22 protein-coding genes are annotated in these 24,472 nt (G+C 38.4%); 20 read left to right on the forward strand and 2 right to left on the reverse strand.

The annotated features are described in order from the left end of the window. Positions 1 to 500 precede the first annotated feature (500 nt). Positions 501 to 2,381: a sensor domain-containing diguanylate cyclase gene (locus EM808_RS05325; RefSeq protein ID WP_127736989.1), complete on the forward strand. Its 1,881-nt coding sequence runs from the start codon at positions 501 to 503 to the stop codon at positions 2,379 to 2,381. A 67-nt stretch (positions 2,382 to 2,448) separates the two neighbouring features. Here EM808_RS05325 and EM808_RS05330 read toward each other — a convergent pair whose 3' ends face one another. Continuing rightward, entirely contained in the window at positions 2,449 to 2,934 is a 486-nt protein-coding gene (locus tag EM808_RS05330) for a GAF domain-containing protein (protein ID WP_127736991.1), read from the reverse strand. Between the two features lie 214 nt (positions 2,935 to 3,148). On the opposite strand from EM808_RS05330, the gene refZ reads away from it, so the two are divergent. Further along, on the forward strand, positions 3,149 to 3,772 hold the full coding sequence (refZ, locus tag EM808_RS05335; RefSeq protein ID WP_127736993.1) for a forespore capture DNA-binding protein RefZ: 624 nt from the start codon (positions 3,149 to 3,151) through the stop codon (positions 3,770 to 3,772). On the opposite strand, the gene hisJ is transcribed toward refZ, so the two are convergent. Continuing rightward, complete coding sequence (gene hisJ / locus EM808_RS05340) at positions 3,755 to 4,558, reverse strand: histidinol-phosphatase HisJ (protein ID WP_127736995.1); 804 nt, start codon at positions 4,556 to 4,558, stop codon at positions 3,755 to 3,757. The two genes, refZ and hisJ, sit on opposite strands and share 18 nt — an antisense overlap. Positions 4,559 to 4,892: 334 nt before the next feature. On the opposite strand from hisJ, the gene ezrA reads away from it, so the two are divergent. The 18 genes from ezrA (at position 4,893) to argH (ending at position 24,443) form a co-directional block, all read left to right on the forward strand. Then, positions 4,893 to 6,599, forward strand: a complete 1,707-nt coding sequence (gene ezrA / locus EM808_RS05345; protein ID WP_127736997.1) for a septation ring formation regulator EzrA — start codon at positions 4,893 to 4,895, stop codon at positions 6,597 to 6,599. Between the two features lie 141 nt (positions 6,600 to 6,740). Next, positions 6,741 to 7,883: a cysteine desulfurase family protein gene (locus tag EM808_RS05350; protein WP_127736999.1), complete on the forward strand. Its 1,143-nt coding sequence runs from the start codon at positions 6,741 to 6,743 to the stop codon at positions 7,881 to 7,883. Beyond that, entirely contained in the window at positions 7,880 to 9,085 is a 1,206-nt protein-coding gene (gene thiI, locus EM808_RS05355) for a tRNA uracil 4-sulfurtransferase ThiI (protein ID WP_127737001.1), read from the forward strand. Before EM808_RS05350 ends, thiI begins: the two co-directional genes overlap by 4 nt. Positions 9,086 to 9,199: 114 nt before the next feature. After that, positions 9,200 to 9,403, forward strand: a complete 204-nt coding sequence (locus EM808_RS05360) for an alpha/beta-type small acid-soluble spore protein (protein ID WP_127737003.1) — start codon at positions 9,200 to 9,202, stop codon at positions 9,401 to 9,403. Between the two features lie 147 nt (positions 9,404 to 9,550). Beyond that, complete coding sequence (mbcS, locus tag EM808_RS05365) at positions 9,551 to 11,128, forward strand: acyl-CoA synthetase MbcS (RefSeq protein ID WP_127737005.1); 1,578 nt, start codon at positions 9,551 to 9,553, stop codon at positions 11,126 to 11,128. Between the two features lie 134 nt (positions 11,129 to 11,262). After that, complete coding sequence (locus tag EM808_RS05370) at positions 11,263 to 12,864, forward strand: amidohydrolase (protein ID WP_127737007.1); 1,602 nt, start codon at positions 11,263 to 11,265, stop codon at positions 12,862 to 12,864. Between the two features lie 121 nt (positions 12,865 to 12,985). Next, entirely contained in the window at positions 12,986 to 13,915 is a 930-nt protein-coding gene (gene rarD, locus EM808_RS05375; RefSeq protein ID WP_127737894.1) for an EamA family transporter RarD, read from the forward strand. Positions 13,916 to 14,025: 110 nt separating this feature from the next. Beyond that, positions 14,026 to 15,039, forward strand: coding sequence for a signal peptide peptidase SppA (sppA, locus tag EM808_RS05380; RefSeq protein ID WP_127737009.1), 1,014 nt, complete (start codon positions 14,026 to 14,028; stop codon positions 15,037 to 15,039). Between the two features lie 18 nt (positions 15,040 to 15,057). After that, positions 15,058 to 15,549, forward strand: coding sequence for an RDD family protein (locus EM808_RS05385; RefSeq protein ID WP_127737895.1), 492 nt, complete (start codon positions 15,058 to 15,060; stop codon positions 15,547 to 15,549). A gap of 90 nt (positions 15,550 to 15,639) precedes the next feature. Beyond that, the gene (locus tag EM808_RS05390) at positions 15,640 to 16,335 is read left to right on the forward strand and encodes a DUF2953 domain-containing protein (RefSeq protein WP_235856584.1); all 696 of its coding nucleotides are present in this window, start codon (positions 15,640 to 15,642) and stop codon (positions 16,333 to 16,335) included. 29 nt (positions 16,336 to 16,364) lie between these two features. Next, on the forward strand, positions 16,365 to 16,823 hold the full coding sequence (gene ytfJ / locus EM808_RS05395) for a GerW family sporulation protein (RefSeq protein WP_127737011.1): 459 nt from the start codon (positions 16,365 to 16,367) through the stop codon (positions 16,821 to 16,823). Between the two features lie 155 nt (positions 16,824 to 16,978). Continuing rightward, entirely contained in the window at positions 16,979 to 17,479 is a 501-nt protein-coding gene (gene tpx / locus EM808_RS05400; protein WP_127737013.1) for a thiol peroxidase, read from the forward strand. Positions 17,480 to 17,588: 109 nt separating this feature from the next. Further along, positions 17,589 to 18,575 (forward strand): class I SAM-dependent methyltransferase, encoded by a 987-nt coding sequence (locus EM808_RS05405; protein ID WP_127737015.1) that lies wholly within the window; start codon positions 17,589 to 17,591, stop codon positions 18,573 to 18,575. A 307-nt stretch (positions 18,576 to 18,882) separates the two neighbouring features. After that, on the forward strand, positions 18,883 to 20,073 hold the full coding sequence (locus tag EM808_RS05410) for an acetate kinase (RefSeq protein WP_127737017.1): 1,191 nt from the start codon (positions 18,883 to 18,885) through the stop codon (positions 20,071 to 20,073). Between the two features lie 130 nt (positions 20,074 to 20,203). Next, the gene (locus tag EM808_RS05415) at positions 20,204 to 21,043 is read left to right on the forward strand and encodes an EcsC family protein (protein ID WP_127737019.1); all 840 of its coding nucleotides are present in this window, start codon (positions 20,204 to 20,206) and stop codon (positions 21,041 to 21,043) included. 14 nt (positions 21,044 to 21,057) lie between these two features. Beyond that, positions 21,058 to 21,555, forward strand: coding sequence for a MogA/MoaB family molybdenum cofactor biosynthesis protein (locus EM808_RS05420; protein WP_127737021.1), 498 nt, complete (start codon positions 21,058 to 21,060; stop codon positions 21,553 to 21,555). Positions 21,556 to 21,849: 294 nt separating this feature from the next. Further along, positions 21,850 to 23,058, forward strand: coding sequence for an argininosuccinate synthase (locus EM808_RS05425; protein WP_127737023.1), 1,209 nt, complete (start codon positions 21,850 to 21,852; stop codon positions 23,056 to 23,058). Next, positions 23,055 to 24,443, forward strand: coding sequence for an argininosuccinate lyase (gene argH, locus EM808_RS05430; RefSeq protein WP_127737025.1), 1,389 nt, complete (start codon positions 23,055 to 23,057; stop codon positions 24,441 to 24,443). Before EM808_RS05425 ends, argH begins: the two co-directional genes overlap by 4 nt. Positions 24,444 to 24,472 lie beyond the last annotated feature (29 nt).

Genomic DNA, 24,472 nt, shown 5'->3' on the forward strand with positions numbered 1-24,472 from the left:
AAACAGATGCAACTAGCCTTTATGTTTATTTTGTCTTCATGTACCTTCGCCCTAGCAGCTAAGGGTTACACAATACACCATCAAAACGTGTTTTGAGGAACAAACTAAAACAAGAAAGTGATTTGCATATGCTGCAATATTTTACACAAAGAGTATTATATGATTTTACCAATGAAAAAGCAAGTAAAGATTACGAAATTCTATCCTAGTAGAAATTTACCTGTTCGTAATAAGGAAAATTTTTAACTGCTGTATTCTTATTCCAGCGCCATGTGATATAATTGTTTTAATTTACTATAATAATTGTCAGATAATTCATGCGTAAAAAATCCTACTTTCGACTTAGGTGAAAGTATCTGTTTTTTATATTACGTGTTGCGAAAGACATGAGTCTTTTCTCCTTATCACGTTTGTAAGATGGCTTTTCAAGGTATATAAGCAATATCTTAATGATAACATGGGAAAATAGAATGAATAGTTAGATGAATAGGTGATAATAGATGGATAAGCTCGACCACCAATCAATAGTAAATCTAAAAAGTCGGTTCTTCGATCTCTTTGATATAGATAGCAAAAGTTTTAATTATGAGTTAATTTTGCGGGAAATGCTGTATATTATTAAAAACTTCTTGCATGCCTCTGAGGTTACCTATTACAGTGCAAATGAGTGGAACGATGAATGGGCTGCAGAAGCATCAACAAATCCTTTTTCGACAGCAGCTATTCTTCCTTATACAGCGGAAATGAAAAATAAGCTGTTAAGTAAGGAAGTTTCTAGAAAGCCAATCGGCATTCATACATTAGAACATTATGATTTGCTGATCCCATTGAAAAACAAAGATGGTTTTTATAATTTTTTTGTTGTCCAATTAGATGGATCTGTGCAAGAAAGTAATCAAATCGGCACTGATTGCCTATATAAGCTTATCAGTGAGGAGTTTAGCTTTTATTTAATTAAGGTCCAGGATTTGCTCGAAATTGTTGCGGAAGAGAAAAGATATAAAAAGCTCTTTAAAGTTACCGAAAAATTCCACTCTTCTATGGATACAGAAGGAGTATTGCGGGCAATTATCAATACATTAAAGGATATTTATCCATCTCTCGGCTATTATCTTTTGTTGTCCCATGATAATAACACGCATGGTGATTTGCCAATCAAGGATTTAGAATACGACAGTGAAAACCTTGCTGCAATGGAAGCCTATGTAACGGGAGAAATACAGTTTGAGTATGTGAAGGAAAGTAGAAATTCCATCTTGTATGCTCCTTTAAAAGGAAAGCAAGGTGTTTATGGTGTATTGCAAGTTATCGCTGAGAATTCGGTTAAATTTCCAAAAAAAGAAGTGGAATTCATTACCCTGCTGGCAAATACAGCTGGGGGTGCTTTGGAAAATGCCCAGCTTTATCAGCAATCAAAAAAGCTAGTGTCTGATTTACAGCTCATTAATGAGGCTTCCCATCGATTAAACTCGAATTTAAGGCTTACGGAAATGATGACATATATGTCAAACCGCATTTCGATTAGCTTTGAGGCAGAGGAGGTCGGCTTCATTCTATTTTCCTCTGAGACAAACTCATTGACTGTATTAAATGGCAGCACTGATTTCTTTCGTACAAAAGCTGCTGAGACGTATATCCATTATTTTAAAGAAAAAATCAAACAAGAAAAGGATTCGTTGTTTTTAGGCGATTTCAGTATGCCTTCTGAGGAGGATGCTGTTTACAAATCGATCATGGCTGTCCCGATGATGCAGACGGGTGTTTTGAAAGGTTTTGCGATTGTCATGCATCAATTGCCGTATCATTTTTCTTTTGATACCTTTAAATTGCTGCAATCTCTTATTCATCACTCTACATTGGCCCTGACAAATTCCATGCTAAGAGAGGAATTAGAGAAGATGGTGGTTACAGACCATCTGACAAAACTCTATTCGAGAAGCTTCCTAGATGAAAAGCTGGTAAGATCGCTTGTGGAGGATGCAGAGGGCACCTTTATCTTAATTGATATTGATAATTTCAAGGCAGTGAATGATACGTATGGACATCAAGTCGGTGACGAGATTATCATTCAGGTAGCCAATATTATTATGGAAAACATAAGAGCGACAGATATAGGCGCAAGATGGGGTGGTGAGGAGCTTGCAATCTATTTGCCAAGAGTTCCTCTCCAAGTCGGTGTTTTCATTGCTGAAAGGCTTGTTGAAAAAGTTCGGGAAAGCTCTGCACCACCTGTAACCATTTCCTGTGGTGTGTCTTACTGGATGAGAAATAATGAAGAAAATTACCATTCCATCTTTAAGCGGGCAGACAAAGCATTGTATATTGCGAAAGAGACTGGAAAGGATCGAGTTGTTGTGCAAGATGCCTTTCGGACTAGCTGAAAGCTTTATATTTGAAATGAATAAAAACACCTCGAAATATTTCGAGGTGTTTTTGTATGTTCTAGGATTATTTTACATATTCCATCAATGCGGAAACAAAGATTTCTAGATATTTCCTATCTGTTTCATCAAAGCGTGCTTTTTCAGGTGAATCAATATCAAGAACACCTAGTAATGTGCCGTCTTCCTTTACTAATGGCACAACTATTTCTGATTGTGAGGCTGCATCACATGCGATATGACCTGGGAATTGATGAACATCCTCTACTAATACTGTCTCTTTGTTTTTTGCAGATGTACCGCAAACTCCTCTTCCGAAAGGAATGCGCACACATGCTGGCAAACCTTGGAACGGACCAAGAACTAGCTCAGTTCCTTCTGTCAAATAAAAACCTACCCAATTCACACGGTCCAAAAATTGATTTAAAAGAGCCGCTGCATTTGATAAGTTTGCTATTGTATTTGATTCGCCTTCAAGAAGAGCCTTCAACTGTTTAACCACCAATTCATATTGCTGTTCCCGATTGCCGTTGTAAGTTTCGACGTTAAACAAGCAAATCACCTAACTTCCTTCAATTATTGTCATTATTTTAGCAGTTTAAGAGCGAACCTATGAAAGTTTTGTCGACTTTCTTTTAAAGGATTGGCCAATATTATCAAGAAAAGTATATAGAGTCTTTTCTTTCATCGTTTTATGCTGCACAAAAATAATTATTATTCAAACATATTTTATCATGAATAGCAAGAGAAACGAGGCGATTCTTAAGATGAAAAGAAATTCAAAGGAAGCAATTGTCGAATCCGCAATTACGTTATTTAACAGGAATGGTTATGATGGGACTTCCATTAGGGATATTGCCGGACATGCAAAAGTTAATATAGCTAATATCTCTTATTATTTTAATGGCAAGCATGGTTTGCTGGAGCACTGCTTTACTACTTATTTCGAAAATTATATGGAGGTATTGGAGGCAGCTAGCCATCGTGATTTTAACAGCATGTCGGAAAAACTGAAGCATGTTGTGAGAGAAATTATTGAATTTCAGTGGCAGAACCTGCAACTGACAAGATTTGTGCTTCGAGAAGTTTCCATCGATTCCCAGGTTGTGAGAGAAATCATGTCTACTTACTATGTAAAGGAGCGATATTATCTTTTAAGCATCTTGGAAGAAGGCATAGAAAAGAAGGAATTTGCCAAACAATCTGTCCAGTACAGTATGATTCAATTAAAAAGCTTTCTAACTATGCCTTTTCTCAATGCTTCTTATATCCAAGAGGTACTCCATATTTATTTAAATGAAGCATACTTTATAAAAAAATATTTAATAGAAATAAATAGATGGATTGATGAAGTGCTTTGCAGTTCATACAGCTTAACGGTTTCTAACTAGTACATGCAGCCCTTGCCCCATATCCTTAGCTTGATGGGCATCTGAACCATATACAAGTGGAATTTGTAAGCTCAATGCTTCCTCCACAGCCCACTGTGGTGGATATGTTTCCACACATAAAGGCTTATATAATCCAGCTGCATTATAATCCAGCTCATACCCTGCATTTTTGACTTGGTGAAGTAACTCCCGGATTTTATTAGAAAAATCCAGAGTAGGCTGATATTGTTTTTGGAACTTATGAACGAGTGTCATATGACCGATTCTTGTCGGTTTGTATGGTCCTAAATCGGCAGAAATTGATTTTGAAACTGTTTGAAAATAGCATTCATAAATGCGGTCAACATTTCCATAGAGACTGACCATTTCTCCGAATAAATCTGAGCTATAGTCAAGGCAATCATACTTTTCTAAAGGGTTTTTTAAAAAATGCACACTCAAAACACTATCATCCAAGAGATGTCCCCACTTTTGTAAAAACTCTTTTGTTCCATCTTCATAACCCTCAATATAATCAATCTCAAGACCGAGGTTGATTTTCAGTTCGCTTTGAAAAAGATCCTTTACCGCTTGGACCTCATCAAAATAGGATAACAGCTGTTCTGTAGTCATACTGCTGTCCTTTGTAGGAGCAGTATCTTCAAACCCTTGCGGTAATGGTGCATGCTCTGTGAAGGTTATTTCCCCAAATCCTAAGTCTATTGCCCTTTTTATATATTCCTTTAATCCATCTTTTGTACCATGTGGACAAAAGGGAGTATGTATATGACCATCTCTTTTATACATGAGTTTCCTCCTTCATTATGCTTTTAACTCATTATACATTTTCTCGTTTAAATTACGGACATCCTTTTTGTATGTATAGATATAATTACCGCAACAATTAGCTTTGAAAGAGGGTAATATTGTCTAAATAGGTTTGCCAGAAGCAATAATGTTTGTCTTACGTACATTCACGTAAGAAAACAGTGGATAGGATAATAACAATTTTTCTTAAAAAAAAATAAAATATTAGTCAAAAATTGTCGTTTACATGGTATCATAAATACAAATATATAACCTTTACATATTGTATGTATGTTGAAATAAATTTGGTCGGTGTAGGAACAGGGGGCTTCAAATGAATTACATAATCGGATTAGTAGGCATTTTGATCTGCCTATTTGCAGCAGGATATTTTATTAGAAGAAAATATTACGGGATTGTAGATGAGCTTGAAAGCTGGAAAATCGATATTATGAATCGGCCGGTATTAACTGAGCTTTCTAAGGTAAAGAAGCTTAACATGATTGGGCAAACGGAAGAGCTTTTTGAAAAATGGCGTGCTGATTGGGATGGAATTGTGGCAGATCAACTGCCTGAGCTTGAAGAGCTTTTGTTTGATACGGAAGAATCTATAGATAAATATAAGTTTGGAAAAGCAAAAGAACTGCAAAAAGGTATTCGCGTTAAATTGGAATCAATGGAGCGCAGCATTGAGACAATGCTTGAGGAGCTTAACAATTTAATCGGCAGTGAGGAAAAAAACAGAACTGAAATAGATGCTTTGAAAGAATCTTATCGGGAAAGCAAAAAAACATTGCTCGCTCACAGACATACTTTCGGGGATACAGAAAGTAAAATTGAAGAGATGCTGCAGGAAACTGCTGTTAAGTTAAAAGAATACGAGGAAAAAACAGATAACGGTGATTATCTGGAAGCTAGAGAAATTATTCATGCGATTGAAAAGCTTACAGAAAATATCCGCTATTTAATTGAGCATATTCCTCCATTGCTGATTGAGTGTCAAACGAAGCTTCCTGAACAGCTTAACAATCTGAAGGAAGGCTATGCAGATATGCTCGAACAAGGATTTATTCTTGAACATATTCAGCTTGAAGCAGAAGTGGCTGAAATTGAAGAAGAGCTAGAACAAAGCAAGGAGTTGCTTAATGATGGCAAGATAGAGCAAGTTCAGGCTATCATAGCAGAAATACAGGAGAAATTGGATCTTTTATATGACTTGCTTGAAAAAGAAGTAATGGCAAGGAACTATTGGAATAAGAATTTAGATCCTGTAAAAGCAATTTTGGATGAAATTAAGGCTGGAAATACTCGTCTTCAAGAGGAGGTTTCCTTGCTGCAACGAAGCTATAATTTGAATGATGAGGATCTGGAGCTGCAATTTAAGCTCGATAAACGTTTGAAGCTGTTATATAAGCAATATGAAGTGCTTGAGCATAAGCTTTTAACAGAGTCTGCTGCACATACTATTTTGAGTGAAGAACTAAAAAGTCTCAAACAACAGCTGGAGAGTGCATCACAGGAACAAGAAGAGCTGTTTGATAAGCTCCATGCTTTACGAAAAGATGAAGTTATTGCACAAGAAAAGATGACAGAACTCTCCAAACAAATGGCAAATGCGATGAGAATGGTTGCTAACAGTAACTTGCCAGGTGTTACTTCTGAATATAACGAACTGGCAGAAGAGACACAGGCAGCAATCGCGAAATTAAAGGTCGTACTGCAGGAAGCACCGCTAGACATGCCGACAGTTCAGCATTTGGCTGATCATGCAGAGCAAGTAACAATAGCGCTTGTGCATGCTACAGAGGAGCTAGTTGAAACAGTGCTGCTGGCAGAAAAGGTTATTCAATACGGAAACAGATACCGTCGCAAATACCCGCAAGTGGAAAATTCTCTTGCAGAAGCAGAAATGCTATTCCGTAAATACAGATATAAAGAAGCATTAGAGCATGCGGCAGCAGCTGTGGAAGAAATCGAACCTGGCAGCATCCAAAGGATGGAAGCATGGGTTGCTGATTTGAGAGAAAAGGAATTGAAGTAATGAAAAGATAGCCTTGCAAGGCTATCTTTTTTTTGCAGATTGCTCAAACCAATTTTAAGTAGAGGCATAGCTCAACTATATTTTCAAATAATGCTTACTATGATACCATAAAGTGCTGGAGTTCTTATTTAGGAGGGGCTTATGATATATTTAGATAATAGTGCTACAACAAAGCCGTTTCCAGAAGTGATTGAATCATATACAGCAGTTGCAGCAAACTACTTTGGTAATCCCTCTTCCATCCATCGGTTGGGGATGGAGGCAGAAAAGCTTTTAATGCAAGCAAGGGCACAGATTGCCGCACTCTTAGAGGTTAAACCGAGTGAAATATACTTCACTTCTGGCGGGACAGAAGGAAACAATATGGCTTTAAAAGGAGTTTCAAGCCTTTATAAGACAAGAGGAAAACATATTATCACGACAAGGATTGAGCATGATTCAATAAAAAGGGTGATGGAGCAGCTTGAGCAGGATGGTTTCACTATTACCTATCTTCCAGTTGATGAACAAGGCTTTGTAGCTGTCGATGATATAAAAAAACATATACAAAATGATACTATCCTAGTATCGATCATGCATGTCAATAATGAAACAGGAGCAATCCAGAACATTGCCGAAATTGGGGAGCTTTTAAACCATTATCCAAAGATTCTTTTTCATGTCGACGGTGTACAAGCTATTGGGAAAACTCCACTTTCATTTAAGGATCATCATATAGATTTATATACAATGTCTGCCCATAAATTTCATGGCTTAAAGGGTAATGGCATTTTGTATGCAAAAGAAGGCCTGCTCTTATCACCCTTGCTTGCTGGAGGAGGACAAGAGCGTAATATGCGCAGCGGGACTGAAAATGTGGCAGGAGCTGTGTCTACAGCTAAAGCTTTAAGAATGCAAATGGAAAACTACAAAATGCATTTTAGTAAAATACAGGAGCTTAATAAGTTTATCCGTAAACAATTGGAAGGCATGGACGGAACAATGGTCCATTCTCCGGTTCACAGTGTACCGCATATTATTAACTTTTCGGCAGAAGGGATTAAGGCTGAGGTACTTATTCATGCACTTGAAGAAAAAGGTATCTTTATTTCGACAACAAGTGCGTGTTCATCTAAGACAAACACAGTAAGTAAAACATTATTGGCAATGGGTGTGCCTGAGCATATTGCAGAAAGCTCTTTTCGAATTAGTTTAGCTTATGAAAATAATAAAAAAGAGCTGGAAGAAGCAATGACTGTATTAAAGGAAACTATCCATTGGCTAAGAGGGGTTATGAATAAATGAAGTATGATCGTATATTAATACGTTATGGTGAGCTTTCTACTAAAGGAAAAAATAGAAAGAAATTCGTTGATAAATTAAGAAATTCTATTGCAGATGCATTAAGCAGCTTTTCAGGAATCAAAATAGACGGACAGCGGGATCGTATGTATGTTGTTCTAAATGGGAATGAAGCAGATGCTGTCGTTCATTCTTTGAAAAACATTTTTGGAATTCAGTCCTTTAGTCCTGCTATTAAGGTGGAAAGAGATTTAGAAGTACTGAAAGATGCAGCATTAGAGCTTGTCACTTCTATCTATAAGGATGGAAATACGTTTAAAGTGAGTGCCCGCAGATCGGACAAAACGTTTTCTCTTGATACAAATGAACTGAATCACTTTTTTGGTTCTCATATTCTAAAGAATATCCCTGGTATTAAGGTAGATGTCAAAAATCCAGATATTACACTGCAGGTTGAAGTAAGAAGTGAAGCTGTTTATCTATCGAGCGAAAACTTTGCTGGTGCAGGCGGATTGCCGACAGGTGCAAGCGGGAAAGCGGTACTTATGCTGTCAGGCGGGCTGGACAGTCCTGTAGCAGGTTACTTGTCCATGAAGAGGGGGCTTGAATTGGAGGGAGTACACTTCTTCAGTCCTCCATTTACTAGTGAAAGAGCAAAGCAAAAGGTAGTGGACATCGGTAATGTTCTGGCCTCTATGAATGGCCGGTTTGTTCTGCACATCGTGCCCTTTACAGAAATTCAGCAGTTAATTCATAAACAGATTCCAGAAAATTATACGATGACTGCAACAAGGAGATTAATGCTGCGCATAACGGATGAAATCAGAAGAAGACAAGAAGCACTAGCAATCATTACAGGGGAAAGTGTCGGTCAGGTTGCAAGCCAGACTCTTGAAAGCATGTACGCAATTAATGCTGTCACAAGTACACCTATTATTCGCCCGTTAGTTACATCTGACAAGGGAGATATTGTAGATATTGCGAAGCAAATTGGAACATATGATATTTCCATTAGACCGTATGAAGATTGCTGTACAGTATTTGTACCTGCTTCTCCAAAAACAAAACCGAAGAAAGAAAAGGTTGAGTTTTACGAGAGCTTTGTTGATTTTGAGCCAATGATTAAAGAGGCTGTCGATAAAGTAGAAACAATCATATTAACTGGTAAACAAGAAAACAACAGCTTAATGGACAGTTTATTTTAATAATAGGATTTAAAATAAAGTGTTTATGAATTTATTGTGAACAATTACCAAAAATTAAAGTGAATGAAGTCCATGTGTATTACACATTCTATTATCAACAAGGAGGTGATACACATGGCAAACAACAACAGCAGCAACAACTTAGTAGTACCAGGAGCTGAACAAGCTCTTGAACAAATGAAATACGAAATCGCTTCAGAATTTGGCGTTAACTTAGGTGCAGAAACAACTGCTCGCGCTAACGGTTCTGTTGGTGGTGAAATCACAAAACGTCTAGTTCAAATGGCTGAACAGCAATTTGGCGGATACCAAAAATAATAAATAATATGGCTAAGAGATGAGGCGATTGCCTCATCTCTTTTTTTTGCGCAATTAGCTTTGAAAATGAAATATTTTAAAAATCAGAGAGTTAGTAGTATAATGACATAAGAATTTTTTATAGCCTAATTACTAGGGGGAAATGACATGAGTCGAGAAGAATTATTGGCTCCGGAAATATACAACTTTGTTTCCGAGATCGAGAAGTTTGCGCAAAACAAAGATAGACTTGCATTGCGCTGGGAAAATGAAAATGGAGATAAGCAGGAAATTACATACAGCCACCTTTTGCAGCAAGCAAATAAAGTGGGAAATGTCTTTAAAGCTGCAGGTCTTAAAAAAGGAGATGTTGTTTTAGTCATTGTACCAAGGCTAATTGAAGCATACCAAGTATACATAGCTGCACTAAAATTAGGCTTGACGATTTTGCCGAGCTCTGAAATGCTGCGAGCAAAGGATTTGCAGTATAGGATTACACACGGTGAGGTAAAGGGTGTTATCAGCTATTATCCATATTTGGACGAGCTTAACAAGGTGGAAGAGGTAAGTAATCTGAAAAGATTCGTTATTGGTAAGGAGGCTGATGGCTGGGAGTATTTAGATAAAGCAGCAGACCATTCCTCAGATGAACTGGAATTGACACAAACAAACAAGTCAGATACAGCCTTTATCTCGTATACTTCAGGCACAACTGGAAACCCAAAAGGTGTTGTACATACACATGCATGGGCATATGCACATCTTAGAACTGCTGCACCAAACTGGCTTTGTATTGAAGAAGGAGACTTAGTGTGGGCAACTGCAGGACCTGGGTGGCAGAAATGGGTATGGAGCCCGCTTCTTTCTGTACTTGGTTCTGGAGCAGTAGGCTTTGTTTATCATGGCAGGTTCGACGCTCACAAATACTTGCAGCTGCTTGAAAACTATGAAATCAATGTGTTGTGCTGTACTCCTACAGAATATCGCCTAATGGCAAAAGTAGAGGATATAGGTAATTTCAAGCTTCCAAGCTTAAGAAGTGCTGTGTCAGCAGGAGAACCGCTTAACAGGGAAGTAATTGACGTATTCAAGGAGCATTTCAATTTGGATGTTCGAGATGGGTATGGACAAACAGAAAATACGTTGCTGCTTGGTATTACAAAAGGAGTGTCGCTCAGACCTGGATCAATGGGCAAGCCGACACCAGGCAATATTGTCGAAATAGTCGATGAGGATGGAAATCCTTGTGCAGTAGGAGAAGTCGGAGATATCGCTGTGCATAAAGACACACCGGCCCTTTTCAAGGAATACTTTAAAGAGCCTGAACGAACTAAACAGCAGTTCAGAGGTGACTACTACGTTACAGGTGACAGAGCGAAAAAGGATGAAGACGGCTATTTCTGGTTTGAAGGCAGAAGTGATGATATTATTATCAGCTCTGGCTATACAATCGGCCCGTTTGAGGTAGAAGATGCTCTTGTTAAGCATCCGTCCGTTAAGGAATGTGCTGTTGTCGCAAGTCCTGATCCTATCAGAGGAAATGTAGTTAAAGCATTTATCGTGCTGCGTGACGGAGTGGAAGGGACAGAAGGCTTAGTCAAAGAATTGCAAACACATGTCAAAAATTCAACTGCTCCGTATAAGTACCCGCGTAAAATTGAATTTATTAATGAGCTTCCTAAAACAGCTTCAGGAAAAACAAGAAGAGTGGAGCTTAGAGATAATGAGCTGAAAAACAAAGGTTAACTTGTTCTAACTATGGATAAACTGGATTATTATCATCTATCGGTTTTTGAACAATTACCTATATAAAGTTGGAAGGAATAAGCAGCATGTATGCGAAATATATACATTGCTGCTTATTTATTTAGGAGGGAAAAATGGGAACGTTATTTTATGGTGGAACGATATACACAATGAGACAAGAGGGAGACACGGTTGAAGCTGTTTATACAAATGGCTCATACATCATTGATTACGGAAGTGTAAAGGAACTGGAAATGAAATATGGACAGGAGCTGACTGACCGTGTTCATTTAAAGGGCGGAGTTATGCTGCCAGGCTTTGTTGACAGCCATATGCACTTAATCGGTCATGGAGAAAGACTGATTCGGTTAGATCTGTCTGCATGCACCTCCAAGCAAGAAGCGTTATCTCTTATTAAGAAGTCTGCAGGAAAAACAGCAAAAGGGGAATGGATTTTTGGCGGAGGCTGGAATGAAAATCTTTGGGACGATAAAACACCATTTACAAAAGAAGAATTGGATAACGCAGTACCACATAATCCAATTATTTTGGACAGAATCTGCAAGCATGCCATTGCAGTTAATACAAAGGCTTTAGAGCAGGCAAACGTAACAAGCGATACAGAAGAGCCGTTTGGCGGCGTGATTGAAAAAGACGATACGGGAGCACTTACAGGTGTGTTAAAGGACAAGGCACAAGAGCTTATTACAAATGCCATCCCAGAAAAAAGCGATGAATATGTAAAAAATGCTTTGCGAAAAGGCATAAAGGATGCCTACAGGCTTGGTTTAACTGGTGCCCATACTGAGGATTTGTTTTATTATCACGGCTATGAAGGAACACATCGGGCCTTCAAGCAGGTAATTGAAGAGGAAGGTCTAATGTTTCGGGCACATCTGCTAATTCATCACAGAGTATTTGCTGAAACTATAGCAGCAGCACCTCAAACTGCCTACCTATCAGGGGGAGATTGGGTGGAGCTTGGTGCTATGAAAATATTTGCGGATGGAGCCTTTGGCGGACGTACAGCACTATTAAGCAGACCATATGCCGATGATCCATCAACACACGGTGTCTGCATCTTTACACAAACCCAGTTGGATGAGCTTGTGAAGCAGGCAAGAGACAACAACATGCCTGTAGCGGTGCATGCTATTGGTGATGAGGCCTTTGACATGGTTCTTAAGGCAATTGAAAAGCATCCATTAAAGGGATATGGCAGAGACAGGCTCATCCATGCAACAATGCTCCGGAAAGACCTGATAGAGCGCTTAAAGGGGCTTCCTCTCATACTAGATATTCAACCAAGCTTTGTTACTTCTGATTTTCCATGGGTGTATGATCGACTTGGAAAGGATAATATGCAATATTGCTATGCATGGAAAACATTACTTGCAGAAGGGCTTCATTGCGCCGGTGGTTCAGATGCACCGATTGAGTCTGCAGATCCTCTTGCAGGCATCTATTCAGCCGTATTAAGAACAAATCATGAGGATATAAGCGGCGATGGATATATGCCAGAGCAAGCTTTATCTGTATATGAGGCAGTGAGCTTATATACAAAAGGGAGTGCCTATGCTATATGTCATGAAAAGGACAGGGGCATCATAGAAAAAGGATATCTCGCTGACTTTACTGTGCTTGATCAAGACCTGTTTGCGATAAATCATCGTGATATTCAGAACGTAAAAGTATCAAAAACAATTATTGCAAGTGAAGTCGTTTATGAAAAATAAAGAAAATTAGAGATTAGGGAACAGCCTAATCTCTTTCTTTTTTTAAAAAGTTCGGGTTGTGAAATATCACGAATAGAATTATAATATGAAATATTTCGAAAATAGAAAGAAGAGATAAATGATGAAGGATAATCAAACGAAAACAGGAATACTGTATGCAGCATTTGCATACTTGATTTGGGGATTGTTTCCTATCTATTGGAAGAATCTACAAGGTGTTGGTGCCGATGAAATTCTGGCAAATCGCGTGCTTTGGTCTTTTGTATTTATGCTTTTACTTGTGACTATAACGAGAAAGTGGAAGAAGCTGGGGGAAGTGCTGTACAGCTTTAAAAAAAATAAAAAACAAGGTTTTATGCTGTTTATTGCCTCTGTACTAGTCAGCTGCAACTGGTTTATTTATATTTGGGCAGTGAATGCCAATCAAATTATTGAAACAAGTCTAGGCTATTATATTAATCCATTGGTCAGCGTTATGCTCGGTATGTTTGTATTAAAGGAAAAGTTAACGAAAGCTCAGTATGTCTCAGTCGGATTAGCAGCTATCGGCGTACTAATATTGACGATTTCCCATGGAAGCTTTCCATGGATCGCATTATCTTTAGCATTTACCTTTGGTTTGTATGGTTTGGCGAAAAAACTGATTTCCATCGATTCCGAAATAGGACTCACATTAGAAACAATGTTCATCACACCAATCGCCCTCCTTTACATGGTTTATTTATTTGTAAAGGGAGATCATGCATTTCTAGCAGGATCTTCGGGAATGGATGTGCTGCTGATGATATCTGGTGTGTTGACAGCAGTACCGCTCCTCTTTTTCGCTAAAGGAGCCCAAAGGATACCGCTGTCGATGCTTGGCTTCATTCAGTATATGACACCTACCTTAACATTAATTTTAGGTGTATTTGTTTATGATGAGCCATTCACCACGACACATCTATTATCCTTCGTATTCATTTGGAGTGCATTAACACTTTATTCATTGTCAAAAACAAAGCTGTTTTCACCATCTAATCATGCAAAACGAAAAGGTAGTGCTGAGGCCTAATTGCAAGGATACACAAATGAATCTTAGTAGATGATAAAAAAGGAAAAAGATGAAACATTTAGAAGTTTTATACGTAAAAAAGAGAGGATTAAAGGAGGGATACATAAAAAATGAATAAAAAAAGATGGGCCGCCCTTGGAATAGCCGCATTTATATTTGCGTTTTCCGTTGCTACAAGTCTAGTGTCAACAGCATTAACGACTGATTTCAACAGTCTCTTTTCCGACTTAATGGCAAGCGGCAATGAAGAGTTTACAGAGGATACGCTGGAGGACGGGAATGAGTTTAATAAAATAGCCGTTCTTGAAGTGGATGGAACAATTCAGGATACTGGTGACACACAATCGATTCTTTCCTCAGCAGGATACAATCATAAGGCATTTATGAAAAAACTGGATAAAGTGAAAAACGATTCAAGCGTCAAGGGAATTATTCTTAAAGTGAACAGTCCTGGCGGCGGGGTTGTGGAAAGTGCGGAAATACATGATAAAATAGTCGAAATTCAAGAAGAGGCGAAAAAGCCTGTGTACGTGTCAATGGGATCAATGGCAGCTTCTGGAGGCTATTATATTTCAGCACCTGCTGATAAAATCTTTGCGAGTCCTGAAACATTAACAGGTTCATTGGGAGTTATCATGTCCGGCTATAATTTTGAGGGGCTAGCAGAAAAGTACGGTGTTGAATTTGTAACAATTAAAAGCGGCCCATACAAGGATATTATGAGCTCCACAAGGGAAATGACAGATGAAGAAAGGGATATTCTGCAGACGATGATTGACAATTCCTATGATGGCTTTGTGAAGGTAATAGCTGACGGAAGAGGCCTGAAGGAAAACGAAGTTCGAAAAATCGCAGATGGCAGAATATATGATGGCAGACAAGCAAAGGCTTTAAACTTGATTGATGATTTCGGTTACCTTGATGATGTTATTAACTCAATGAAAACAGATAATAACTGGAAGGATGCTATGGTTGTAAGCTATAGTGATTCTGGAGGATTTGCTTCCATGTTTGGAATGACCGCAAAAAGTCTGCTGAGCGGAGAAGAAAAAGAAATGGCCAATATACTAAAGATAGCAACAAATGCAAATTCGCCTCGGCTTATGTATTTGTATGCAGAATAGGAGGCCGGAATTATGAGTATGGATATCACAAACACAGAAGTCGATTCCCTTCATCAACATAGTGATGAATCGCCTAAAGCTTGTGATTTTAACCATTATGCTGGTTTTTGGATGAGATTTTGGGCATATATAGTCGATATTATTATTATTACAAGCATACATCGTATTATTATTTATCCAGTATTTCGTTTGTTCGATCTTCCCACTGAAAACACGGGCTTGTTCTCGATGATTAACATACTTACAGCCATTGTTTTTTACTTGTACTTTGTTTTAATGACAAAATACTTTAAACAGACGTTAGGGAAAATGATTTTTGGATTAAAGGTAATACCCTTGAAAAATGAGAAATTGACGTGGGATACTGTTATTTTTCGAGAGTGGATCGGCAGGTTCATATCTGCAAGCATTTGGATTCTTTATGCTGTCGTAGCCTTTCAGCCGAAAAAGCAAGGCTTGCATGACTTGTTCGCAGATACGGCTGTTGTACATGAAAAACGAAGAAGATAATCTTATGAAAAACCTGTCAGGATGGCAGGTTTATTTTTTTTGTCTTTAACCAATAATAGTAAGGTTTGAAAGGATGTGCACATTTTGAGAGTGTTATTCATTATCGGCATCATTGCTTTATGCCTGCTGCTTTTGCTATTACTGCTTTTATTCATGAAAATCACCGTGAAAATACGATACTACCATGCAAAAGATAATGATGATCTTTCTATTGAAATTAGACTATTGTTTGGCCTTATAAGAATAAAGAAGAAATTCCCGCTGATTAAAGTGGATGATAATTCACCTTCACTTGTCGTGAAGGAAGAAACGAAGGTTAAGGTTGGCGAGGATGGGCCAAAACAAAAAGGTGATAAGAAGACAAAGCAATTTACGGCACAGGAATTATTAAATACCTTATCCAATACAAAAGAAATGCTGCATCATATTGTTGGCTTTCATCGGATTATTCGTTATCTACTCTCGAAATTTCAAATAAAAGACATTGAATGGAGTTCCATTGTCGGTCTTGGAGATGCAGCACATACAGGTGCTATCGCAGGGGCAGTCTGGGCAGTTAAAGGGGCCATTATCGGCATCGTAAGTAATTATATGAAAATGCAAAACATGCCTCATATACATATCTATCCACAATTTCAGCGCAATGTCTCAGAAACTTTATTTAAGTGTATGATTCGTTTTCGCCTAGGGCATGCTATGATTGCAGGAATTAAACTGGTTAAATATTGGAAAGGCGGTCTGCCTCATTTAAAAACAAATAATGAAGCGTCTGCCATCCAAAAATAATAATGCATAATGCAAATGGAGGAATAAACATGTCAGATCATCCAATACAAGGCTTAATGACAACTGCAATGGAAAACTTAAAGGAAATGATCGATGTCAATACGATTATCGGTGATCCTGTTGAAACTCCGGATGGCAGTGTTATATTGACTGTTTCCAAGGTAGGCTTCGGTTTCGCTGCAGGTGGAAGTGAATTCACACTGGAAGATCACTCTTTGGGTGATAATAGTGTTAGTAAGCATCCATTTGGTGGCGGTAGCGGTGGCGGTGTTTCCATTACACCAATTGCTTTCCTAATTGTTAACGGACAAGGTGTCAAAATGGTTCATCTTGATGAAAGCACGCACTTATATGAAAAGCTTTTGGATTTTGCTCCACAAGCTGTAGACAAAATCCAGCAAATGTTCTCTAAAAACGGAGACAGCCAGCAGCAGCAATCTTCAAGTCAACAACAGCAATCCAGCAAAAAGGAAGATATTGAATTTTAATAAATATAAATAGAGTCTGAAACACAGCTAGGCGGTTCGTCAGGCTAGTGTTTCAGACTATTATTTTTTTAACAGACATTTTCTTTGCAAATAGGACCATATATCCGATATGATAAACAATATACATATTTATAAAACGGGAAGGATTGAGCGTAATGCCTGCAATAACATTTAAAAACAAGCCGGTCACTTTACTTGGCAATGAAGTAAAGGTAGGAGACAAGGCTCCTGAATTCCATGTGCTTGCAAATGACATGTCTGAGATCACGTTAGACAGCTCTAAAGGAAAGGTGCGCTTGTTCAGTGTCATCCCATCCATTGATACAGGTGTTTGCGATGCGCAAACAAGACGCTTTAATGAAGAAGCAGCAAAACTGGAAAATGTGGAAGTAATCACAGTAAGTGCAGACCTTCCTTTTGCTCAAAGAAGATGGTGCGCTAGTGCCGGAATAGACAATGTAATTACTGTCTCAGACCATAAGGATCTTTCTTTTGGCAAAGCATATGGTGTTGCAATGGAAGAGCTACGTTTGCTTGCGAGAGCTACGTTTGTCGTGGATTCAAGTGATACTGTTACATATGTAGAGTATGTGGCAGAGGCAAGCAGTCATCCAAATTATGAAGCAGCTATCGAAGCGGCAAAAGCGGCAAAATAAGGAAAAAAAGTCATCGGGAAATTACATAGAAAGTCTCGAAAAGGTTTCGAGGCTTTTTCTGTGCGAATTATAAAGATATTGAAATTTACTGGAAAGACAGGTGAGGGACATGACAATTAGTCCTGTTGAACAATTATTTACCGTATTTAATGAAACAGCATCTCTGCTGCAAGAGGAATTGCAATGCACCTATTTAGAGGCATTAGCAGAAACAGGAGAAAATATATTCCAGGAAGCAATTCTGCAGGATGAATTGAGTGAACTTACAAAGAAAAGGCTGATGAAAAGCTATGAATCGGTTTCTTTAGATAAATTTAGCAAAGAAAATATTCGCAAAGGTTTTCAATTGTCTATTCTAAAGGGTATGAAGGAAAATACACAGCCAAACCATCAAATGACTCCAGACTCAATCGGAATGTTTATTGGTTATCTTGTTCAGAAATTTTATACAAAAAAAGAAATGCGTTTATTAGACCTTGCTGTAGGTACAGGAAATCTTTTGACTTCTGTGATCAACCAGCAGGGAGAAAAAAAAGCGGAAGCAATTGGAGTCGATATCGATGATTTGCTTCTCCAGCTTGCCTTTATTAATGCTAATCTTCAGGAGCAGCCAATTGAATTCTTCAACCAAGACAGTCTTGACAAGCTGTTTATTGACCCAGTGGATATTGTTATCAGTGATTTACCTGTCGGTTATTATCCAAATGATGTTGGTGCAAGTGAATATGAGCTTAAGGCAGAAACTGGTCATTCCTATGCACATCATCTTTTTATTGAACAATCCATAAATCATTTAAAACCAGGCGGATTTGGGTTCTTTATGGTTCCAAATGGCTTGTTTGAAAGTGAACAGGCTCCGAAACTTCACGCTTATTTGAAAGAAGCAGTCCATATTCAAGCAATCATGCAGCTGCCATTGACATTATTTAAAAATAAACAGGCAGGAAAAAGCATTTTGATATTGCAGAAAAAAGGGGATACTATAAAAGCACCGAAGCAGGTGCTCCTTGCCAGCATTCCAAGTTTCTCGAATATGCAGGCGATGGAAAAAATTCTTGGTCAAGTTGACCAATGGCTACAGGAAAACAAGCAGTAAATGTATGGAACAAAAAAGTGACGCCAAAAGTACATCAATACCTGTTCTACTAAAAACAGCATTTGTACTAACACAGTCTGACGCTATTATATAAAAGCTTTTTCTTGTTTTTGTGGCGAAATCATGAAAAAAACAAAAAAACAAGAAAAAAACGAAGAACTGTATCAATATAACTTGAAATGTTCCTGATACAATGTTTAAATGAGAAATTGAGAGATATTTGTCCAGTATAGTTTATATATAAAGCTGTTCAATGTCAGATTAGCACAATAAAATGTTGTTATATAAAAGGGGAGTAAAATACTTTATGGCAAAAATTATTGCGATCAATGCAGGTAGTTCTTCACTAAAGTTCCAACTTTTTGAAATGCCAAGTGAAGAAGTAATCACTAAAGGTCTTGTTGAACGTATCGGATTAAATGAAGCTGTCTTCAATATTTCATTTAATGGTGAAAAAATCAAAGAAGTAACAGAAATTCCTGATCACGAAGTAGCAGTAACAATCCTATTGAATAAGTTAACTGAGCTTGGAATCATCAAGTCATTAGACGAAATTCAAGGTATTGGTCACCGCGTTGTTCACGGTGGAGAAGAGTTTGCTGACTCAGCATTAATTACAGATGAAGTATTAGAGAAAATTGACAATTTGTCAGAGTTAGCACCACTTCACAACCCTGCTAACTTAACAGGAATTCGTGCATTCCAAAACGTTCTTCCTGAAGTGCCAGCTGTTGCTGTTTTTGATACTGCTTTCCATCAAACAATGCCTGAAAGCTCATATCTATACAGCCTTCCGTATGAGTATTATGAAAAATACGGCATTCGTAAATACGGTTTCCATGGAACAAGTCATAAATATGTTTCACAACGTGCTGCAGAAATGCTTGGTCGTCCAATTGACCAGCTTCGCCTGATTTCTTGTCACTTAGGAAATGGTGCAAGTATCGCTGCAATTGAAGGCGGTAAATCAATCGATACTTCAATGGGCTTCACACCACTTGCTGGTGTAACAATGGGTACACGTTCAGGAAACATTGACCCTGCCTTAATTCCATATATTATGGAAAAAACAGATCAATCTGCAGATGAAGTATTGCAAGTATTGAACAAAAAGAGCGGATTGCTTGGTATTTCAGGATTCTCAAGTGACCTTCGCGATATTACAGAACAAGCTCAAGCTGGCAACGAGCGTGCAGAATTGGCGTTAACTGTTTTTGCTGAGCATATTCATAAGTATATCGGTTCATACGCTTCTGGAATGAACGGTGTAGATGCAATCATCTTCACAGCTGGTATCGGAGAAAACAGTGAAGTGGTTCGTGCAAGAGTACTTCAAGGACTTGAGTTCATGGGAGTATATTGGGATCAGTCACTTAATAAGATCTCTGGTGAAGAATCATTCATCAACTACCCTCATTCTCCAGTAAAAGTTATGGTCATTCCGACTAACGAAGAAGTAATGATTGCACGCGACGTAACAAGAATCGCAAGCGTGTAACCACTACTAATAAAAAGACAATTCTTTGCAATGCAAAGGATTGTCTTTTTTTAGTTTAGGCTAATTCAAATGGTATACTAAACAGTGAGAATACATTTAATAGGGCTTGTACATAGAAAGGAGTCAATTTATGCTGACTTATAGGGAAGAAGAAGTGCTTAAGGAATTGTCCGAGTGGGAGAGAGTACTTTTTTCGTATGATAAGACCGATTTGGAAAGCTTATATGAGAAGTATGTGAGAAAAAGCATGTCATTTTTAGAAGAAAGTAAGTGGGATGAACTTTATTCCATCGTCGATAGTTCCTTGTTTCATGCATATACAATGCTTCTAAGCTCCAGCCTACATGAATACTCCAATGAACGAATGCTCTCAACAGCAAGAATATTTAATGAAAATATCACTGACATAACTGATATGAAAAAACTGACAATTGATCAGCTCCATTTTATTGGCCAGCAGCAAATGGCAAAAAATCGTCTTTATGCGTGTTTTCAAGGAGGTATTGCTGGAACAGGAGGTATCGCTGCAGCTGCAACTGACTTTTTGGCATTAATGGTAATTAATATACGTTTTTGTCAGCAAACCTCTGCCCTTTTTGGTTCACCAGGCAATACGCCGACAGAAATAATGACAGCATTAAAGGTGCTCCACGGCGCATGTCTGCCAAAAAGACTTCAAGGAAGGGCATGGGCAGAGCTGATGGAAGAAATGGAAAGGCCGAGTAATTACTTTTATGAGGGCATAGAAAATGTTGCCAGCAATGAGACGGTAGAGGTCATGCTGCAGCAGACAATGAAGATGTTTTTTATTTTTCTTTTTGGCAAAAAAACATACAAAAAAATGCCGTTTGTCAGTATGCTGATCGGTGCAGGAGCAAACTATCAATATACGAAAAAAATAACTGAATTTTCCTATAAGTATTATCAAAGACGTTACTTATATGAAAAGCTCCAGGGCAGGACCAATTAGGGAGGAAAAAGACTTTGAGCATTACCGAACATACGAACAAAAAATATACCCATATCGCATGTAAAGTGATTACTATAAGTGACACAAGAACAGAAGCAGATGACAAAAGCGGGAAAATGATAATCAATCTGCTTGAATCTGCAGGTCATCAGGTAGTGAATTATGTCATTATTAAGGATGAGAAAACAGAAATCCAACGAGAACTGACAGACGCAGCCTCAGTAGAAGCGATTATATTAAATGGCGGAACAGGTATTTCCGAAAGGGATGTTACAATTGAAGCAGTCAAACCATTATTAACGAAGGAAATTAGCGGGTTCGGAGAGCTGTTTAGAATGCTAAGCTACACAGAGGATATTGGCCCTGCAGCAATGCTGTCTAGAGCGATTGCTGGAACGCTTGGCGGGCGTGTTGTATTTGCCATGCCTGGTTCGACAGGTGCTGTAAAGCTAGGGATGAAAAAGCTGGTGCTCCCTGAGCTGACTCATATTGTGAGCGAGCTTCATAAGTAACCGGAACTTCTGAATAAGATTTTGCATAAAAGGGAGGGGAACCTCCTTTTTTTTGAGTCGTTTTTTATTAGGTTGAAAATTCTAACTCTTCTGAACTGAAAGCGGACGAAAGATAGGGCAACTGCTTATGTGGAACAGGTGTAAGGCTGATGTTATAAATATAAATTTTTTTGTATTTTTATAGAATTAATGCTTGATATTCTAAAAGAAAGTTGTTAAAGTGATTAATATAGTTTTTGAATAAAAATATAAATAAATGAATAAATATTCGTATATATAGGAGGAAAAACGCTCATGGCGAATCCAAAAATTGTTTTAGCATATTCAGGTGGTTTAGATACATCGGTAGCAATCAAATGGCTTCAGGATCAAGGGTATGATGTTGTTGCTTGCTGTCTTGACGTAGGGGAAGGCAAGGACTTGAAATTCGTTCAAGAAAAAGCTTTATCTGTTGGAGCGGTACAATCATATGTTATTGATGCGAAAGAAGAGTTTGCACAGGAGTTTGCTTTAGTGGCAATGCAGGCACACACTTTATATGAAGGTAAGTATCCTCTTGTGTCTGCTCTTTCAAGACCGTTGATTGCTAAAAAACTTGTAGAAGTAGCAGAAAAGGAAAATGCAGTTGCAGTAGCACACGGATGTACAGGGAAAGGAAATGACCAAGTACGTTTCGAGGTTTCTATCCAAGCCCTTAACCCGAACCTAAAAGTGTTGGCGCCAGTGCGTGAATGGGGCTGGTCTCGTGAGGAAGAGATTGAATATGCAAAAGAAAAAAATATTCCGATTCCGATCAACTTAGACAGCCCATTCTCTATTGACCAAAACTTATGGGGACGCAGCAATGAGTGCGGTATTTTGGAAGATCCATGGGCAGCACCACCAGAAGAAGCTTATGATTTAACAGTTAGCTTAGAGGATGCGCCAGATACACCGGATGTTATTGAAATTGACTTTAAAGAAGGTGTACCGGTAAGCATTGACGGTATTTCATACAAATTGTCTGATCTAATTCTTGAGTTGAATAAATTAGCAGGTAAACATGGTGTTGGACGTATTGACCATGTTGAAAACCGCCTTGTTGGTATTAAATCTCGTGAGGTTTACGAATGCCCTGGTGCAATTACATTAATTAAGGCTCATAAAGAGCTTGAGGATATTACACTTGTTAAAGAAGTGGCTCACTTCAAACCAGTTATTGAGAAGAAAATCACTGAGGTTATTTATGAAGGCCTATGGTTCTCTCCATTGACTAAAGCTCTGCAAGCATTCTTGCAAGAAACACAAAAGAACGTAACAGGAACTGTTCGTGTGAAGCTGTTTAAAGGTCACTCTATTGTAGAAGGAAGAAAATCTCCGAACTCCTTATACGATGAAAAGCTGGCAACATACACTTCTGATGATGAGTTCGATCATGCAGCTGCAGTTGGCTTCATTAAGCTTTGGGGTCTGCCAACAAAGGTGCAAAGCATTGTGGAAAACAACAAGAAGGTGACAGTGTGAAGAAATTATGGGGAGGCAGATTTACAAAATCTGCAGAAGAATGGGTAGACGAATTCGGTGCATCCATCTCCTTTGATCAAGAGCTTGTCCTTGAAGATATTGACGGAAGCATTGCCCATGTGGCAATGCTTTCTGAAACAGGAATCCTCACTTTAGAGGAAGCGGAAAAAATCAAGGCTGGATTGCTTATTTTGAAAGAAAAGGCAGAAAAGGAAGAGCTGGAATTCTCTGTGAAACTGGAGGATATTCATTTAAATCTTGAAAGTCAGCTTACGGAACTGATTGGTCCTGTTGGCGGGAAGCTTCACACAGGAAGAAGCCGTAACGACCAGGTTGCAACAGATATGCATTTATATTTGCGCAAGCAAGTGCAAAGCATTATTTCTTTGTTAGAGGAGCTTCAAGGAGCATTGCTTGAAAAGGCTGAAGCTAACATCGAGACAATCATGCCGGGATATACACATTTGCAAAGAGCGCAGCCAATTTCCTTCGCTCATCATTTAATGGCTTATTTCTGGATGTTTGAAAGAGACAAGGCTAGATATAAGGAAAACTTAAGCCGTGTTAATGTATCTCCACTTGGGGCAGGTGCTTTAGCTGGTACAACTTTTCCGATAGACCGTTACAAAACGGCAGAGCTGCTGGAATTTGGCAGTATCTATGAGAACAGTATGGATGCCGTTAGTGATCGTGATTTTATCTTGGAATTTTTATCAACAAGCAGCATCTTGATGATGCATCTTTCTAGATTCAGTGAAGAAATCATTCTTTGGTCAAGTCAGGAGTTCAAATTCATAGAATTGGATGACAGCTTCTCGACAGGCAGCAGCATTATGCCACAAAAGAAAAATCCTGATATGGCTGAGTTGATTAGGGGGAAAACAGGTAGAGTATACGGAAACCTTATGGGTCTGTTAACTGTATTAAAAGGACTTCCGCTTGCATACAACAAGGATATGCAGGAAGATAAAGAAGGTATGTTTGATACAGTAAAAACAGTTGTAGGTTCCTTAAAGATTTTTGCTGGCATGGTGCAAACAATGAAGGTGCAGACAGATACAATGGAGCAAGCAACAAAAAATGACTTTTCAAATGCAACAGAGCTTGCTGATTATTTATCAGATAAAGGCATGCCATTTAGAGAAGCACATGAGGTTGTTGGGAAATTAGTATTGCATTGTGTACAAAAACAGTGTTTCTTGGCTGATTTGCCGCTTGAAGAACTTCAAGCAGCAAGCACGCTGTTTGAAGGGGACATATATGAAGTACTAAATCCGCGAACTGCCGTTCAAAGAAGAAACAGTGCTGGTGGAACAGGATTCCTGCAAGTGGAACAAGCTATTCAAAAAGCAAAAAAATGCCTGGAACCGCTAGTAAAGGCATAACGAAAAGAGGCATCCAATTTGGAATGCCT

The sequence above is a fragment of the Niallia taxi genome (assembly GCF_004005475.1).
Classification (GTDB): domain Bacteria; phylum Bacillota; class Bacilli; order Bacillales; family Cytobacillaceae; genus Niallia; species Niallia taxi.

Bases quoted from the DNA above. Each gene is read 5' to 3' on its own strand.
- EM808_RS05325 (WP_127736989.1), top strand. From the start codon at position 501: ATGGATAAGCTCGACCACCAATCAATAGTAAATCTAAAAAGTCGGTTC.
- refZ (WP_127736993.1), top strand. From the start codon at position 3,149: ATGAAAAGAAATTCAAAGGAAGCAATTGTCGAATCCGCAATTACGTTA.
- hisJ (WP_127736995.1), bottom strand. From the start codon at position 4,558: ATGTATAAAAGAGATGGTCATATACATACTCCCTTTTGTCCACATGGT.
- ezrA (WP_127736997.1), top strand. From the start codon at position 4,893: ATGAATTACATAATCGGATTAGTAGGCATTTTGATCTGCCTATTTGCA.
- EM808_RS05350 (WP_127736999.1), top strand. From the start codon at position 6,741: ATGATATATTTAGATAATAGTGCTACAACAAAGCCGTTTCCAGAAGTG.
- thiI (WP_127737001.1), top strand. From the start codon at position 7,880: ATGAAGTATGATCGTATATTAATACGTTATGGTGAGCTTTCTACTAAA.
- EM808_RS05360 (WP_127737003.1), top strand. From the start codon at position 9,200: ATGGCAAACAACAACAGCAGCAACAACTTAGTAGTACCAGGAGCTGAA.
- mbcS (WP_127737005.1), top strand. From the start codon at position 9,551: ATGAGTCGAGAAGAATTATTGGCTCCGGAAATATACAACTTTGTTTCC.
- EM808_RS05370 (WP_127737007.1), top strand. From the start codon at position 11,263: ATGGGAACGTTATTTTATGGTGGAACGATATACACAATGAGACAAGAG.
- rarD (WP_127737894.1), top strand. From the start codon at position 12,986: ATGAAGGATAATCAAACGAAAACAGGAATACTGTATGCAGCATTTGCA.
- sppA (WP_127737009.1), top strand. From the start codon at position 14,026: ATGAATAAAAAAAGATGGGCCGCCCTTGGAATAGCCGCATTTATATTT.
- EM808_RS05385 (WP_127737895.1), top strand. From the start codon at position 15,058: ATGGATATCACAAACACAGAAGTCGATTCCCTTCATCAACATAGTGAT.
- ytfJ (WP_127737011.1), top strand. From the start codon at position 16,365: ATGTCAGATCATCCAATACAAGGCTTAATGACAACTGCAATGGAAAAC.
- tpx (WP_127737013.1), top strand. From the start codon at position 16,979: ATGCCTGCAATAACATTTAAAAACAAGCCGGTCACTTTACTTGGCAAT.
- EM808_RS05405 (WP_127737015.1), top strand. From the start codon at position 17,589: ATGACAATTAGTCCTGTTGAACAATTATTTACCGTATTTAATGAAACA.
- EM808_RS05410 (WP_127737017.1), top strand. From the start codon at position 18,883: ATGGCAAAAATTATTGCGATCAATGCAGGTAGTTCTTCACTAAAGTTC.
- EM808_RS05415 (WP_127737019.1), top strand. From the start codon at position 20,204: ATGCTGACTTATAGGGAAGAAGAAGTGCTTAAGGAATTGTCCGAGTGG.
- EM808_RS05425 (WP_127737023.1), top strand. From the start codon at position 21,850: ATGGCGAATCCAAAAATTGTTTTAGCATATTCAGGTGGTTTAGATACA.